This window comes from Streptomyces sp. LN549 (assembly GCF_043203805.1).
Taxonomy (GTDB): Bacteria; Actinomycetota; Actinomycetes; order Streptomycetales; family Streptomycetaceae; genus Streptomyces.
This window is the reverse complement of sequence record NZ_JAZHRI010000002.1, coordinates 7632283-7647219: the sequence shown is the minus strand read 5'-3', so window position 1 is coordinate 7647219 and position 14937 is coordinate 7632283. Positions and strand designations below refer to the sequence as shown.

13 protein-coding genes are annotated in these 14937 nt (G+C 67.8%); 5 read left to right on the top strand and 8 right to left on the bottom strand.

Annotated elements, in window-relative coordinates; all coding sequences use genetic code 11:
* Positions 1 to 2 precede the first annotated feature (2 nt).
* The 3 genes from SH922_RS34045 to SH922_RS34035 form a co-directional block, all read right to left on the bottom strand.
* Positions 3 to 1550, bottom strand: coding sequence for an NAD(P)/FAD-dependent oxidoreductase (locus SH922_RS34045; RefSeq protein WP_393062403.1), 1548 nt, complete (start codon positions 1548 to 1550; stop codon positions 3 to 5).
* 22 nt (positions 1551 to 1572) lie between these two features.
* On the bottom strand, positions 1573 to 2820 hold the full coding sequence (locus SH922_RS34040) for an MFS transporter (RefSeq protein WP_393062402.1): 1248 nt from the start codon (positions 2818 to 2820) through the stop codon (positions 1573 to 1575).
* 104 nt (positions 2821 to 2924) lie between these two features.
* Positions 2925 to 3083, bottom strand: a complete 159-nt coding sequence (locus tag SH922_RS34035) for a hypothetical protein (protein WP_393062401.1) — start codon at positions 3081 to 3083, stop codon at positions 2925 to 2927.
* Between the two features lie 1390 nt (positions 3084 to 4473).
* On the opposite strand from SH922_RS34035, the gene SH922_RS34030 reads away from it, so the two are divergent.
* Positions 4474 to 4713 (top strand): transposase, encoded by a 240-nt coding sequence (locus SH922_RS34030; protein WP_393062400.1) that lies wholly within the window; start codon positions 4474 to 4476, stop codon positions 4711 to 4713.
* 142 nt (positions 4714 to 4855) lie between these two features.
* On the opposite strand, the gene SH922_RS34025 is transcribed toward SH922_RS34030, so the two are convergent.
* A complete protein-coding gene (locus tag SH922_RS34025; RefSeq protein ID WP_393062399.1) occupies positions 4856 to 5209 on the bottom strand; it encodes a hypothetical protein in 354 nt (117 codons plus the stop codon).
* Between the two features lie 433 nt (positions 5210 to 5642).
* Here SH922_RS34025 and SH922_RS34020 point away from each other — a divergent pair, with 433 nt between their 5' ends.
* A complete protein-coding gene (locus SH922_RS34020) occupies positions 5643 to 7349 on the top strand; it encodes an IS1182 family transposase (protein WP_393062398.1) in 1707 nt (568 codons plus the stop codon).
* A gap of 94 nt (positions 7350 to 7443) precedes the next feature.
* Here the strand turns inward: SH922_RS34020 and SH922_RS34015 are convergent, their stop codons facing one another.
* From SH922_RS34015 to SH922_RS34005, 3 genes are all read right to left on the bottom strand, one after another.
* On the bottom strand, positions 7444 to 8157 hold the full coding sequence (locus tag SH922_RS34015) for a transposase (protein ID WP_393063761.1): 714 nt from the start codon (positions 8155 to 8157) through the stop codon (positions 7444 to 7446).
* A gap of 262 nt (positions 8158 to 8419) precedes the next feature.
* Positions 8420 to 9439 (bottom strand): hypothetical protein, encoded by a 1020-nt coding sequence (locus SH922_RS34010; protein ID WP_393062397.1) that lies wholly within the window; start codon positions 9437 to 9439, stop codon positions 8420 to 8422.
* 236 nt (positions 9440 to 9675) lie between these two features.
* Entirely contained in the window at positions 9676 to 10986 is a 1311-nt protein-coding gene (locus tag SH922_RS34005; protein ID WP_393062396.1) for a hypothetical protein, read from the bottom strand.
* Positions 10987 to 11022: 36 nt separating this feature from the next.
* On the opposite strand from SH922_RS34005, the gene SH922_RS34000 reads away from it, so the two are divergent.
* A complete protein-coding gene (locus SH922_RS34000; protein WP_393062395.1) occupies positions 11023 to 11184 on the top strand; it encodes a hypothetical protein in 162 nt (53 codons plus the stop codon).
* A 94-nt stretch (positions 11185 to 11278) separates the two neighbouring features.
* Here SH922_RS34000 and SH922_RS33995 read toward each other — a convergent pair whose 3' ends face one another.
* On the bottom strand, positions 11279 to 12652 hold the full coding sequence (locus tag SH922_RS33995) for a hypothetical protein (RefSeq protein ID WP_393062394.1): 1374 nt from the start codon (positions 12650 to 12652) through the stop codon (positions 11279 to 11281).
* 165 nt (positions 12653 to 12817) lie between these two features.
* On the opposite strand from SH922_RS33995, the gene SH922_RS33990 reads away from it, so the two are divergent.
* Both SH922_RS33990 and SH922_RS33985 read left to right on the top strand, forming a co-directional pair.
* Complete coding sequence (locus SH922_RS33990; RefSeq protein WP_327173297.1) at positions 12818 to 13432, top strand: winged helix-turn-helix domain-containing protein; 615 nt, start codon at positions 12818 to 12820, stop codon at positions 13430 to 13432.
* Positions 13433 to 13436: 4 nt separating this feature from the next.
* Positions 13437 to 14840 carry an MFS transporter gene (locus tag SH922_RS33985; protein ID WP_393062393.1) on the top strand — a complete coding sequence of 468 codons (1404 nt, stop codon included), beginning with the start codon at positions 13437 to 13439 and terminating at the stop codon, positions 14838 to 14840.
* The last annotated feature ends 97 nt before the right edge of the window (positions 14841 to 14937 follow it).

The following is a 14937-nucleotide window of genomic DNA, read 5'->3' as shown; positions in this document are numbered from 1 at the left end:
GCTCAGACCACCCCCGCCCGCACCCGTTCGGCATCGATGAGTCCACTGCTGTGCAGCAGCGATACGAGGGACTCCAGTCGCCGGTCGTCCTGCCAGAGGCTCCGGGGCGTACGTCCCCGGTCGAGTGCACGCACGAGGGCGACGGCAGGTGAGTCGGCGCGTACCACCACCGCCGCATGGTCGGACCCCTCACCGAAGACACCGAGGGCGGAGGCCAGCCGCCCTCCGTGGCGGCTGAGTACCGGGCGCACCGAGACGCCCCGGGAGAGAGCGATGGTGTCGGCGTCCAGGCGGGCCTTCGTGGTGGGGCTCGGCCGTGCGTCGTCGAGCAGCGCGGCGAGGGCAGCGGGCATGGGGAGCGCACCGTCGCGTTGCCATCCCTGGAAGAGCGGGATGCTGATGTCGCCCAGGTCGTTGAAGATGCGCTGTGCCTCGGCGGGGTCCATCGCCGAAAGGTCACGCTCGGTCCAGAAGCGGCTGGTGCCGCCGTTGACGCCGTAGAGGAGCCGCACCATGGTCTGGACCCGCCGGTAGTGCTTGCGGATGCCGGAGTCGTACCAGTCGGCTGCGTCGGCCTCGGCGATGCCGTCGCAGAGAAGCCCGATCGTTGCCGCTGCGGCGGAGACCCCGCTGTGCAGCGCGCCATGGACGCCGGTGGAGAACAGCGGGTCGACGAAGAAGGCGGTGTCACCGACGAGAACGCATCCGTCGTGCCACAGGGGGTCGGCCACGATGTGGTTGGTGTAGCGCAGCAGCCGGGCGTTTCCCTGGGGGGTGCTTCCTTCGAGGAGCGAGGCGACGAGTGTGCTCGTCGCGATCTGTTCGGCGAGCACCGTATGAGGCTTCTCGCTCAGATCGGTCTCGTCCCCGACGAATCCCACGCTGGTGACGTGCTCGTCGAGGGGGATGAACCAGAGCCAGCCGTCCCGGGTGGCCTCACTGATGACGTTGTTGGCCTGCTCGCCCTGGACCCGCGCGGCGTGCTCGTAGTAGCCCGAGATCGCGACCCTCCTGGGGCCACTGACGTCGACGGTGAGTCCGAGCCTCTTCGGGAGGAACTGGAACAGGCCGCTCGCGTCGACGACCAGCCGGGCGCGGTGGGTGACGGGCCCGTCCTCCCCCTCGCTCACGACTCCGCAGACCCTCCCGGCCGTATCCCGCAGCAGTCCCCTGACCCACTGACCGTGGCTGACCCGGGCACCGGAGACGGCGGCATGGTCCAGGAGGATCTGATCGAACCGGGCCCTTCGCACCTGGTACGCGAGTCCCGGCTCGGGGAATCCGAGGTCTATGCGCTTGTGATCCCTGCCCCATACGAATACGGCGCCCGTTTTCGGAAGGAATCCCTCTGCGGCAAGCAGAGGGGCGACTCCTATTTCCTCCAGGAGTGGAATCGACATGGCGAGCAGTGACTCCCCGATGTGATGCCTGGGGAATTCTTTCCCTTCGACAATACGTACAGACAATCCCGCGCGGGCAGTAATCGCCGCGTATGCGGATCCGGCGGGTCCGCCGCCTATGACGACGACATCGACGTCTTCCTCAACCATGCCTTCTCCTGAATTCAAACGGTCACAGCACGAGCCGGAGGGGGCGGCAGAGATAGAGTCGCGCACCTCCTGCGGCGAGAAGAATCCCGATGGCCGCCATGGCCACTGCCGGCGTCGTGAGACCGGCGACCGTGACGAAGACCAGCGGGCCGAAGGGGGCGAGCCAGCTCACCACGGAGGTCAGGGCCGCGAACACCCTTCCCCGCATCTGGGGTGCGACCTCCAGCTGGATGTACGAGGCCATGGCCACCTGGGCGGCACCTGCCGGCAGTCCGACGAGCACCAGGCAGGGCAGACCGGCCAGGCTTTCGCCGGCCGCAGCGACCAGCAACACCCCGGCACCCTGGACGAGGAAGTTGTAGCGCAGGACGGCACCCCGGTGATCCTTCAGAGACGTCCTGTTCAACAGCGCCATGCCTGCGACCCGGCCGACTGCCAGCGCGCCGAGCATGAGCCCGTACTTCTCGGTGCCCGCGTCGCTGGTTGCCGCCAGGACGAGTGGCAGGACGAACGGGACGGAGTTCAGGGCGAAGTCCATCAGAGGGAAGGTCCGGAAACAGGGTCCCAGAACGGGATGCTTCATCAGGAAGCGAAGCCCTTCACCGACCGCCTCGAACTTGCCCCGGGCAGGCAGCCCTGATGGCGGACGCTCTCGGTCAGGCATCTCGCGGCCGGCCAGAAGGATCAGCACCGCGGAGAACGCGAACGTGATCGCATCCACCACCATCAGCGCACCGGCGCTGGCGACCTGCAGCAACACCCCGGCAAGAGCCGGCCCCACCACGCCGGTCGTGCTCACCGCTCCGAGGATCCAAGCGTCCATGGAGATGAGCCGACGCTGGTCCCCCTTCGACAGACTCGGCAGCAACGCCTGGAGGGCCGGGGTGAACACCACGCTGACGAAGGACAACAGCACGGCGAGGGCGATCAGCGCGGGGAATGAGCGGTGGCCGGTCAGAAGCAGGAAGGCCAGCACGGCAACGATGACGGCACGCACGACATCGGTGCGCACCAGCAGCCTCAGCCGGTCGTGGCGGTCGATGAACACCCCCGCCACCAGTCCCACCACCGCGATGGGCACGGCGAGCGCCATTCCCAACGCGGCCAGCCCGAACGGGCCACGATCGGCCACCGTCAGCGTCAGTGCCACGCGGTAGAACTGGTCGCCGAGGACCGAGACGGTGAGCGCCACCCACATCAGAAGAAACGCTTTGGTACGCAGCGGGTGCGGGTGTGGCGCCGAGGTGTCGGCTTCTGAAGCTGTGGCCATGGGTACTCATTTCGGAAGGAAGCGGCGGGTGTCTGTCCCGCCGTCAGGTGACGGCGGGACAGGTCTCACCGGTCGATCACTGTCAGGGCCTGGCTAGGCGCCTGTCAGATAGCGGCGACGTAGTTGTACTCGGCGGCGAGCAGGACGCCGAACTCCTCGAGGAGCTCGTTCTCGGACGCACTCAGGGTGAAGTCCGTGGTCGCCTTGTCCGTCGGCTCGGCGGTCGCAGCGGTCTCGAGCTTCGTGGCGTTTTCCATGGGCATGACATCTCCTATTCTCCGGGCGCGCGGAGTCCTGGGCCCGGACTGAAATGGTGAATTCAGCTGAACCGAGGGAGAACATCCATTCGCAGATACTGCATCACGAAACGCATAATTAGCTCCGTAGTGCGAGAATGGAACCCATTTCGGCAGACCTGTCAGTCAGCCGTTCGGTGCAGGAATCATGCACTCGGACAGCCCTCAGATCAAGACTGCCTGTTGTAGTCACTTTCCGGAAACATTGAGTATGTGCAAAAATTCGTTGATCTTCGGGCGAAACGCCCCTACCCCCGCCGAAAGCCGCGTCCGCCCCAGTCGTTTCTCGACGGCCTTTGAACCTCGTGGTCCACGGTCGGTAAGGCAGGTCCCGCATGTACGCGCCTTACCGCCAGGATGGCAGTCGCCGCCATGTGCACGGCGGGGTTCCCGTACGAGGTCGTTCGCACGTGAGAATGATGGCGGCCCGTCCGGTGATCCCTTGATCGCGCGGGCTCGATCCGTGACGGCGTGGGTGCGGCTCAACGTGGCAACACCTGGGGCATTCGGCCAAGCCTCGGCATCGGGTCCGGGCCGGCTGACCGGGCTGGAGCCCCGGGCTGAGACTCGCCTCGGGACCGGTCGGGCAGCACGCCTGGCCTGCCGAACGGTCCGCGTGCTGAGTGAGACCACCGGCGCGGGCCGTGCCGGCTGCCGCCACCTCGCCCATCGCCCGACGCTGGGGCGCTCCCACTTCGCGGGGGACGGCGAGCATGTCGTAGGCAGGCAGGCTGATGCCGTACTCCCGAACGGTCCTGCTGGTCAGCGCCTGATGGGCGGCGGCGCACTCGTTCAGCCGTGCAAACAGGGTTGCGGAGGAGTGGTCCGCCGCCTGCGCTGTGGGCTCCCGAGCGAAGGCGCCCCGAGCGCACGGGCTCCGCGGCCCGATTCCACCGCGGCCCGTGCCCGCCGGCCGGCTACGACCTTCGGCGCGACGGCGATGAACAGATCCGGCGGCAGACCACACGCCCGCACTGACAGGAGCTTGCCGATCTCGGTGAGCATCGTCTCCAGGCTCACGTTGCCCGGCGCTTCCTTGATCTTCCCCAGCACCGGCGGCGCGTCCGCCCTCCGCGCCGCCACCGTCGGTTCCGGCGCCGTCCTCGTCGGCGCCGCCGGCCACCTGAGCCGTCATCCGCTCCACGCTCTCCGCGGTCAGCCGACGAGGGGGTCGGGGCGGTCAGCGACTCCTCGGCCGTCCGCAGGGCAGCCGGAGTGCTTTCACCGGGAACCCACCGCACTTTCGGGCCTGTCCGCGGATGACGCCGTGCGTTCCGGCGATGCCCCACGATGGTGCAAGGCCGCGTAACGCGCGGGCGTGACGCTCAGGTGGCGGGTGAAGGGGCCTTGACCCCTGATGTTGGACACACGAGACACTGGATCCTGCGGATCTGAGAACGGACATCTCGTGGTCATGAAGAACTACCCGCCGGAGTTCAAGGCGGACGCGGTCGCGCTGTACGAGTCGCGGCCTGAAGCGAGGATCAGGTCGGTCGCCGCTGATCTGGGGATCAATCCGGAGACCCTGCGGAGCTGGGTCCGGGCGGCCGGGGCAAGTCTTCCGCGGGGACCAACTACGCTGGCACCAGCCGCATAACCCGTGTTCAGGATTCGGGGTCAACGCCCATTCCGGGCTGGCTACCGGGCACCCCGCTACGACGTCGGCAAAACCGTCAAACGCCCCGAGATCCTCAAAGCCATCGGTAGACCTGGCAGATCCTGGTAGATATAGAACAAGCTCACCACTCTGGGACCGTGACCCCTGCCGCCGCGAACGGGTCCAGCAGCACCCTGTACTGCTCCTCCGTCAGTTTCGTACGCTTGCAGACAGCGCACGCGGCGATCGAGCAGGCGGGTTCGATGTCGAAGCAGAGTTCCGCGCGGAAGGCGTCCAGTTCGTGGGTGCGGCGGAGGAGAGCGGTGCGGACGGCACGTTCGATCGCGGAGTTCTCCGACGCGGAGACCCTGGTCGCACGGCTGGCATCGCGGCCGCCCCGGCTCCAGCGGTCGAGGGACTCCTCGTACAGCGCGGCGAGCGCCGGCGGCGGCAGAGCCGTGGACTCCTCAATAAACCGTGCAGTGGCTGCCTCCATGCCCGTCCCTCCCAGATCTCGGCCAGGGCACCCACACTACGGCCCGGATCGGACAGCCCACACCAATCCCAGTACTACTGGGTACTCGTAGCCAAGCCGTCCAGCCGCTCGCTACTTCGGTGCCTGGGTGGTAGGAAGGGCAGCGAGCTGAGCGCCATCCCGTACTGCCTGGCACGACAAGCTGAGGAACAGAGCGTCAGGCCGGGCACCCGGCCTCAGCCGTTCGCCACAAGCCCGACAGTTTCTCTCCCCGGCCCGCCCGGTGCCCTTGGACACCACGCCAGCGTAGAACCCAAGGCTACTCAAATCCGGGGATCAGAAACAGGTACTGTGCTTGACTCTGTCGGGGATCTTGGAGTTTTCCGGTGGGGCAGCATGACCAGCGGGCATGCTCGAGTAGTTCCGCCGACCGATACAGCTGTCGAGGTGCCCGTTGTCCCTGCGCCCGCGTTCCGGTGAGCAAGTCCCTTCTCTAAGCGCGCAGATCGCGCGGGCGAGCAACCCGGGTGGCACGACGGCGATATGGGTACGCGACCGGCTGGACGGGCTTTGGTGCGACGAGGACTTCGCCGACTGGTACCCACGTGACGGGCGCCCGGGGCTCTCGCCCGCTCAACTGGCCACCGTCTGCGTACTGCAGTTCCTGCTCGGCCTCTCGGACCGGCAGGCCGCCGAGGCGGTCCGCTGCCGCATCGACTTCAAGTACGCGATGGCCATGGAGCTGGACGACCCCGGCTTCCACCACAGCGTGCTGACCGATTTCCGCGACCGTCTCGCCGAAGACGATCGTGCTGACCGCCTCCTCGACCTCGCGCTGGCCCGCCTCAAGGAGGCCGGACTGGTGCGCGAGCGCACCAGACAACGTACCGACTCCACACACGTCCTGGCCGCGGTACGGGACCTGACCCGCCTGGAGCTGATCACCGAGGCGGTCCGCGCCGCACTGGAAGAAGTCGCCGGCACCTCCCCTCACCTGCTCGACGAGCTGGTCGACGAGGACTGGGGACGCCGCTACGGCCGACCGGTCCGCCTGGGCAAGAACCCCACCAAGCCCAAGACCAGAATCCTCGCCACCGGAAACGACGCCGCCCGGCTCCTGGAACACCTCTATCAGCACGGAGCGGACCGCACCTTCGGCCCGCGCGTCCAGGTCCTGCGCCAGATCATGGTGCAGAACTACCACCGCGACCCCGCAGGACACCTGCGCTGGCGCACCGCCGAGAAGGAAGACGGGCCCGGACTGCCGCCCTCGTCCCGGGCCATCGTCTCGCCCTACGACACCTCGGCCCGCTATGCACGGCACGGACACATCATCAGTTGGAAGGGGTTCACCGCTCACCTGACCGAGACGTGCGCTCCCGACGGCCCCAACGTGATCACGGACGTGGCCACCACCGCGGCCACCACCCACGACAGTCAGGTCCTGCCCGGCATCCACACCCGCCTGGCGCGGCGCGGGCTGCTGCCCGCCGAGCACCTGGTCGATGCCGGCTACACGTCCCTGCCCCACCTGGCACAAGCCACCCGTGAACACCAGGTCACCGTCTCCGGACCGCTGCGGAGCAACCCGACCCGCCAACACCGGCAGAGCGAGGGCTTCGCACGGGACGACTTCCACATCGACTACGACGGCCAACAGGTCACCTGCCCCCAGGGCCAGGTCAGCCAGGGCTGGCACGGCCCCTACCCGACCTCGTCACCCACCGCGGCCCCGCTGATCGTGGCCCGGTTCACCAAGAGTCAGTGCCGGCCCTGCCCGGCCCGCTCCCAGTGCACATCCACCGCGGACAGTGCCCGAACCGTGGGCTTTCCCCCGCGAGAACTTCGCGACGTGCAGCTTCGGGTCCGCGCCGAGCAGCAGACGCCCGAGTGGAAGACCCGCTATGCGGTCCGCTCGGGAGTGGAGGGCACGGTCAACGAGTTCGCCCACGGACACGGCATGCGGAACTGCCGCTATCGAGGAGAGGGAAAGGCCCACATCCAGCATGTTCTGACGGCCATCGCCGTCAACATCGAGCGCCTCAGCGGACTGCCACCGAACGAGGAAACCCTCACGCCTCGCCGACCGACCGCCTTCCAGCACTACCTCGACCAGCGCGAAATATCCCGCCCGAAATCTTGGCGAACCCTGGGCGCCTGACCTCGACAGATCCAAGATCCCCGACAGAGTCAAGCTAAAGGTTGTTGCAGAAGGGTGGGTGTGGGCAGGTCGGGATGGCGTGTGACCTGCTGGTTCAGCCTGTCATGGCGAGGTTGTGCATCGTGGCGACGGCTTGTACGGCGTGGTGGAGTCCGTCTCCTTTCTGGCGGCAGTCGCGGAGGATTTTCCAGTTCTTCATGCGGGCGAAGGTGTGCTCGACGCGGGCGCGGACGCGCCGGTGTTCGGCGTTGTCCTCCTCCTGGCCGCGCAGAAGTGGGCGTCCGGCTCTTCTGCGGTGCGGGACGATCAAGCCGGTGCCCAGGTAGGCGCCGTCTGCGATGACCGTTGTCCCGGCCGCGATGGCGGGCAGGTCCGATTCTCGCCAGGCGTGGGCATCGGCCTTGTTCCCGGGGACGGGTCGAGCTGAGGCGATCACCAGGCGGCTGTCCGCGTCGATGATGACCTGCACGTTCGCCGAGAACCGATAGTTGCGGGAGGACGCGGCGACCTTGCGGTCGCGGACCGGGACGAGGGTTCCGTCCACGATCCACAACCGTTCGACGTCCGCGACGGGCCGAGGCGCCGGCTCGATCGCGAGGAGCGGCCGCAGGCGATGGATGACCCGGCAGACGGTGGCTGGGGAGCAGCCGAACAGCGGGGCGAGCTGGCGCATCGTGAGGTTGGTCCGGTAGTAGACGGCCACCAGGAGGACCTGGTCCGCCAGTGGCAGGCACCACGGGCGCCCTCCACCGGGACCGTTTCCGCCCCGCTCCCGTACTACCCTCACCAACTTCTCGAACCGGCCCATCCGCAAGCCAGTAGACGTCTCCACCCACAACTACTCAGCCCGCAACACCTCGCCCATACAAGAGGAATGCCCTATCCCAGGCGTTCTGCAACAACCTTTAGAACGCTCAGCGGGCCGCGTAGAACGCTCAAGGGCCAAGTACAGCGCTCAGTCACAACAACTCGTGTGACTGAGCACGATAGTTGGCCCCGACAGACAACTGCGATGCCCAGAATGCCGGCAGGTGCGCGGGTGCCATGGTCGAGGGCCGGCCACTCGTCGTTCAGGCCAGCGGGGCCCAAGGGTCGTCGTATGGTTCGGGCTCTTCCGGGTGGAGCATGCGGCGGACGCAGCGTAGTAGCCCCGGTTCGCCGCATCCGGCGGCCGTCATCCATGGCAGGACGTCCATGGCGCGGGCGCGCTCTTCGGTGGCCAGAGCCCTGACGGTGGCCTGTAGGGCGTCGGGGGCGGGTTCGTCGGTAAGGCAGAGCCAACCGATCGCGGCGGCGAGGCGGACTTCGGAAGGCTGTGCCCGGTTCTGCCACAGCTTGCCGATTCTCGCAGTGTCCGGACGGCGCGGGTGGGCGCGTGTGGTCTCTGCGGTGGCGAGAACCAGGGCGGCCGAGGCCAGGGGGTCCTGCTCCTTGGCGAACCGGGTGGCGAAAGCGCTTCGGACGGTACGGCCAGGGTCGGCTGCGGTGGCGAGAGCATAGGAGGCGCTGATACGCATGGCAGGGTCGGACTCGTTGAGGAGAGGCAGAAGCACTGAGATTCCGGCGGTGATCGCGGCCCTGGCTGCGGCCACCGACCAGCCCGCCGGGTAGCCGGTCACCTCGACGCCGTAGTCGTCGAGAACGTCGTGCAGAGGGCCGGAGCGGTGGAGGAGGAGTTCGTCGCGGGAGGCAGTTCCGAAGTGACGGGCGCGGGCCGGGGCGGCGAGACCGCCAAGAGCGTCAGCGCGGTGTGGATGGTGGGGGTCGGTGGCGATCCGGATCAGGAACGGTACGGCCAGAGCTGCGGCGGCCCGGCTGTCGTCGGCGCACATGCCGATCAGCACAGCCATCGAGTTGTGTGCGGTCCCGTCTGCGGTGAGCAGCTGCCGAACGGCATCTCGGGCCTCCTCCCCATGAGGGAAGTTCCCCCACGGAAGGTCGTCGAGGACAGCTCTGTTGCTGGTCTCGGGCCGGATAGCCGCCGCCACAGCCCGGACGTCGAACGGGCCTCCCGCGAACGCGGCCGGATCGGCGCCGTCCACCAGAGCCCGGCACATCGCGAACGTCGGATCGGTCCGCCAGTCCCCCACACCACACCGCCCCATTTTCGAATCCACAGAGATTCGATCATGCGCGATCCGGACGCCTCGAATCCACCTGCCAGGCAGGGTGCAGCACGATGTAGACGATCGTGATCTCCAAAGACCCTCGCTATGCGGCGTTGGCGTGGGCCAACTATCGCGCCCCAGGAGGAAGCCGGGTGCGAGTGGTGAAGTCGTCCAGATTGATCACGGTGGCGGGCTCAGTTCGGGCCTCGATGTTTTCCTCAGATGCGGTACGTGCCTGGTGGCACGCCGTGGACAACCCCGTACGGGGTCAGGGCGATGACGCCAACACCACGCGAGAAGGTCTCCGGGCCGATGCTGAGCGGGCTACCCCCAAGGGATTGGGCGATCTCGGGCGCGAGGTCGAACGCGGCCCACTTCCATTCGTCCGCATCGTCCTCGGATTCCAGCGCGGGGTCCCATACGGGCTGGAGGCCAAGCTCCTCTCGGCGCGTCCGCTCGAACGGCAGGGGATCGCCCAGGGTCAGCAGTTCGTCTTCGCCGTCGCCGGTCTCGCAGTAGCGTCGGATCACCTTGCCTTGCTCGGTGACGAGCCAAGCGGAGCCATCGCCCTGGGCGCCGTAGTAGTACGCCTGGGCCCGTCCGTAGCGTGAGCCGAGCAGAGTGCAGAGCCTCAAGACGTCCTCGCTGCGTTCCGCGTCGCAGGGGTCGCACCACGCGCCGAGTACGAAGGTCCAGCCGTCGAGTTCAGGGGTGACGAAAACCCTGGTGAAGCCGTCATGACTACCCGGCTCGGCGTCGTGTCCGTCGGAGTCGACGATGTCGTTGCCGAGCGCAAAGGTCACCGGTCTTGAGTCCGTGAGTCCCAAGGTGCTGATGATCCCGACCTGGTCCCCGCTCGGCACCGCGATCCAGTAATTCCAGCATGTCCACAATGCCGCCGGCCGGTCATCCGCGAGTTTCACGCGGATAAGCCGCTCGACTGCGGCCACGTCCTTGGCAGGCAACACGGTCTCACCGCCGATCGCCGCGAGTACGGACAGCGCCTGAGCACGCTGTCGGCCGGGGCCCTCCCGCCGGATCCGCTGGAGGAGCGGTACGAGGTTCCCTTCGAACTCCTTGCCACGAATCATCAAGGCATCGTGCGCCTGCTGGGCAACCTCACGATCGAAGTCACCGAGCAAGGGCAGCAGAGCGGGGAGCGCCAGGCCGGCCCCCTCGCAGTGCTGGATCCCGAGCACCGCCTGGCGGCGGATGATCGGCGAGGGGTGCGACAGCGCGGTGGTGTACCGGTCGAGGGCCCTCGCGCCCAACCGTGTGAACACGAACCCGACCCTGTCTCGCATCTCCGCGGTGGGCGCGTCCAGGAGCCCTTGGACCAGATAGTCGAACGCCGCGCCCCCGATCCGCCGGAGCACGGGAGCGGCATCCCGCCATTCCACAGGCGATGACTCATCTGTCAGCTCACGCACGATGGCCTCTGCCGCCGCCTCTCCGCCCGCAGCCAATTTGTCCGCTGCAGCGACGCGCCGGTCCGGGCGGCCCAGGTCTCTCACCAAGTCCATGTCCATCAAGCCTCTCCCAGTGCGCTTCGGTACGGCTACGGCATGATCGCGCATGCGTACGACAACGCCATGTCCCGCGCGGCGTCCACGGCAGGTTTCGCCACGCTGCAGGACGACGCCGCCACGGCCCCACCCACGCGGTCGCGCTTCACCATCTGGGATCCGGCGGGTTCCAGCATGTGCAGGCGAACGACAACGCTCTGACCGGCCAACTATCGCGCTCAGCTGCCAGGTGTAGCGTCAGCAACTGGCCGGGTACAGGAAGCTGGCCAGTCCCTTCGACGTCACGTTGGCTGTTTCAGCTCAGCAGGGGATTGCCCTGGAGGTTCGCTTCACCGCACGGCCAGGGGCCTTCGGCCAGGGGGCCTAGCGGTGTACGGAAGACCAGGACCTCGTTGTCCAGGGAGATGGCGACGCAGCCTTCGTTCAGCAGTAGCGCACGACCGATGATGGCTCGGCTGTCATCCATGGCGGACAGTTCGTGTCCGGCGAGGTCCTTGTCCACGGCGAGCAGTTTGCCGTCGCGCCAGAACACCGTGGTTCCCTCGCAGTCCATCGCGGGGTCGGACGTGTAGTAGCCCGTCAGCGCGGGCCCGTCGACGAGGGTGTTGTCCGGTGCGAGCATCCGGAAACGTGATCTCGAGGGCAGGATGTTTTCGAGCTCGGGGCCGCTGGCGCTGCCGTTCTTGTCGACGAGCATGGCCCCGTGGCTGGCCCAGCGCCCGGTTTCGGTGCCGTCGCGCCCAAAACGGCTGGTCGTGAACGCGCCGTAGCCCTGGGATCCGATCAGGAACTGACCAGGACCTGCTATCGCTTTTCGGCCCGTGGGAGCGGGAGAAGTGGCCGACACGATCTCGCCGCTGCCAAGGTGGAGGAAGAACGTCCGCCCGATGCCGCCCCGCGTGTCCGTGAAACTGGCCGCGATTCGGTCGGCCGACACGAGCAGCGGTTCCCAGTGGTCGACGCCGATCTCCTCCGGGATCCAAGGTCTACGCGGCCGGACCTCCCATCCGGTCCGGTCACCCATCTCCACCGCACCCGGGAACGACACCGCACCGAGCACGATCGGCGTGGACCAGAGGCACTCGCCCTCTGTCGTGTACCGGGCCACGCGAGGCTCCGATACAGACATGGGCCGACTTCGTTCCCCACGGACTAGGCGGGAAGCACTGACCCATGAAATGACAAACCCGTCGTCGAGGAGAACGAACGCCCCCATCTCCTCATCGGGTCGGCACTCCGGACGGGCGGTGGGCCCAGTAGACCCGTCCGGCAGAACACCTTCCAGCAGCCGGCCGTCACCGTCCGGATAGGCGACCCACAGCGTGCCCTCCATGGACAAACGGGATTGCGGCCTGCCCGTCCCGGGATAGGTCCGCTGCCACGCCACCTTGCCTGAGAGGTCGACCCTCGTGATCACGGTCACCATGGGATTCGCACCGTAGCCGGTCACAGTCAACGGCCCGGAGGGATCGAACGCGGCCACAGCTCGGACCTGGCCCGGCAGGGTGAAGCGCGATGAGAGGGTCATGCGCCGCATCTTGCCGCATACCTCCGTCTGCAGAGGACTGCCCTCTGCAGCCGTCTTGGCCAACTGGAACGCTTCGGGGCCAACTTCGATACTCACGGCCGGGGCTGGCAGCAGCACCGCCCACCACGGGAACCCCGTCACCTGGCCGAGGCACCTCTCGGGTCGCCTTCGGCGATAGCGATCTCGGCAACGAGGTAAACGAGCGACACCGGGATCTGCCACGTCGCAACCGGAGGCACCAAACTACACACACTTGTGTGCATCAACTCCTATGCACAGACTTCTCTGTGGTCTAGCTTGAACCTCATGGAACTACCGCAGCAGCCCTCACAGGTACATCTGACCGCCCGTAACCTGCGCGGCATCGCCCATCCACTGCGGGTCCAGATCCTCACCAGCCTGCGGACGGAGGGCCCGGCCACGGCTACCACCGTGGCTCGGCGGCTCAATCTGAACACCGGGGCGACCAGCTACCACCTGCGCCAACTCGCGGAGTACGGCTTCATCACGGAGGCGCCCTCGCGGGGCGGGCGGCGTGAGCGGTGGTGGCAAGCGGCGCATGCCAATACCGTCGCGCCCGACAACGAGGTGCTGAACGGCAGCGAAGGGCTCGGCATCGCCTACCTCCAGGCCCTCGGCCGGGTCTGGTCCGGAGCCATGACGGCTGCGATCGAGGCAACCCCCGCACTCACTCCCCAGTGGCGCGACGCCCAGGACTTCGGTGACTACGCGCTCACCCTCACCCCGGCCGACGCCAAGGAGCTGACGGCGGAGATCCACGCCCTGCTCCGTCGGCGCACGTCCGCCGCAGCAGGTGCCGACGCGCAGTTGCCGCAGGACGCCGCACGCGTCTCCTTCCAGTTCCAGTTGTTCCCGACCAGCGAGGACCGGCAAGTCATCCAGCCCAGCGACATGGAGTAGAACGATGGCCACTCAGCACAGAGCCGCCGGCACGGCGGCGGACAACGGCGCACGGGCAACGGCGCCGGAGGCGGGCCCCAGGGTCCTGCGCGGTCTGGTCGGCATGCTGTCGGCCAACGCGGCGGCGCTCTCCGCCAACAGGGTGTTATCCATCGCCCTGCCCTGGTTCGTCCTGACAACCACGGGCAGTGTCGGCAAGACCGGTCTGGTGGCCTTCTGCCAGATAGTGCCGTACGTGATCTCGCAGGCACTGGCCGGCCCGATCATCGACCGTATCGGCCCCAAGCGGATCAGTGTGGCGGGCGACCTCCTGTCCACCGCCGCGATGGCCACCGCCCCGCTGCTCTACCTGACAGGCAACCTGCCCTTCGGAGTGCTCCTGGCCCTGCTCGCGGTCGTCGGCGTGGCCGACGGGCCGGCCAACGGCGCCAAGGGGCTATTCGTACCGTCGGCCACCCGCGCGGCTCGCGTTCCCATCGAGCGGGGCACCGGTCTTTCGGCCGCTGTCGAGCGGACCGCAACCACCGTCGGGCCGGCCCTCGCGGGCGTGGTCGTCACCGCCTTCGGCAGCCTGTACGCGCTGTGGATCACCGCCGCGCTGTTCGCGGTGTCGGCGCTGATCGTCTCGACCACGCTCACCGACCCGGTGCCCGAGCCGCACGAAACCCCGGTCGAGGAGAGCGGCGGCTACCTCTCTCAACTGCGCCAGGGTGCCGCCTTCCTGCGAGACGCGAAGCTGTTGCGGTCGATCGTGCTCATGCTGGCGGTGACGAACCTCCTGGACCAGGCGTTCATGTCGGTACTGCTGCCGGTGTGGGCGAAGGAGTCGGGCAACGGCGCGGCAGCCATCGGCCTGGTGGTGAGTGTCTTCGCAGCGACGTCGATCATCGCCGCGCTGGTGGCCGCCGGGGTGGCCGAGCGACTGCCGCGGCGCACCGTCTACCTGATCGGCTTCGCCCTCGGCGGCCTGCCCCGGTTCGCCGCGATGGCGCTGGGTGCGCCGCTGTGGCTGGTGCTGACGGTGCTCGCAGTGGGCGGCCTCGGCTCCGGCTTCGTCAACCCGATCGTGGGCGCGGTGACGTACGAGCTGATCCCGACCCCGCTGCTGGGCCGGGTCAAGACACTTGCCCAGGCGGTCACCTGGGCGGGAATCCCGTTCGGCGGGCTGCTGGGAGCGGGGCTGGTGACCCTGACCGGCACGTCGACAGCGCTGTGGATCGTGGGCGGGCTGTATCTGGTCGCCATTGCTCTTCCCGGCATGAGCCGTGAATGGTCCGGGATGCGCAAGCAGACGGTGTCCGAACCCTCCACCATCGACGCCGCGGACGACATGGCCGGGGCCGGTCCGGCGAGCGCGGCGGCGAGGGCCTTGCCGCACGAGGAGCCCTCGGTCCACGCCGCGGCCTGAAAACAGCGTGGTCACCGTGCAGCTCCGGGGCACCCGGAGCTGCGTCGTACGGGCAGAAGTGCCCATGTCCTCCGGGCAGAAGTAACCAGTTATCTCG

Bases quoted from the DNA above. Each gene is read 5' to 3' on its own strand.
- SH922_RS34045 (WP_393062403.1), bottom strand. From the start codon at position 1,550: ATGGTTGAGGAAGACGTCGATGTCGTCGTCATAGGCGGCGGACCCGCC.
- SH922_RS34025 (WP_393062399.1), bottom strand. From the start codon at position 5,209: ATGGAGGCAGCCACTGCACGGTTTATTGAGGAGTCCACGGCTCTGCCG.
- SH922_RS33985 (WP_393062393.1), top strand. From the start codon at position 13,437: ATGGCCACTCAGCACAGAGCCGCCGGCACGGCGGCGGACAACGGCGCA.
- SH922_RS34000 (WP_393062395.1), top strand. From the start codon at position 11,023: ATGATCGCGCATGCGTACGACAACGCCATGTCCCGCGCGGCGTCCACG.
- SH922_RS34040 (WP_393062402.1), bottom strand. From the start codon at position 2,820: ATGGCCACAGCTTCAGAAGCCGACACCTCGGCGCCACACCCGCACCCG.
- SH922_RS33990 (WP_327173297.1), top strand. From the start codon at position 12,818: ATGGAACTACCGCAGCAGCCCTCACAGGTACATCTGACCGCCCGTAAC.
- SH922_RS34015 (WP_393063761.1), bottom strand. From the start codon at position 8,157: ATGGGCCGGTTCGAGAAGTTGGTGAGGGTAGTACGGGAGCGGGGCGGA.
- SH922_RS34005 (WP_393062396.1), bottom strand. From the start codon at position 10,986: ATGGACATGGACTTGGTGAGAGACCTGGGCCGCCCGGACCGGCGCGTC.
- SH922_RS34035 (WP_393062401.1), bottom strand. From the start codon at position 3,083: ATGCCCATGGAAAACGCCACGAAGCTCGAGACCGCTGCGACCGCCGAG.
- SH922_RS34030 (WP_393062400.1), top strand. From the start codon at position 4,474: ATGTTGGACACACGAGACACTGGATCCTGCGGATCTGAGAACGGACAT.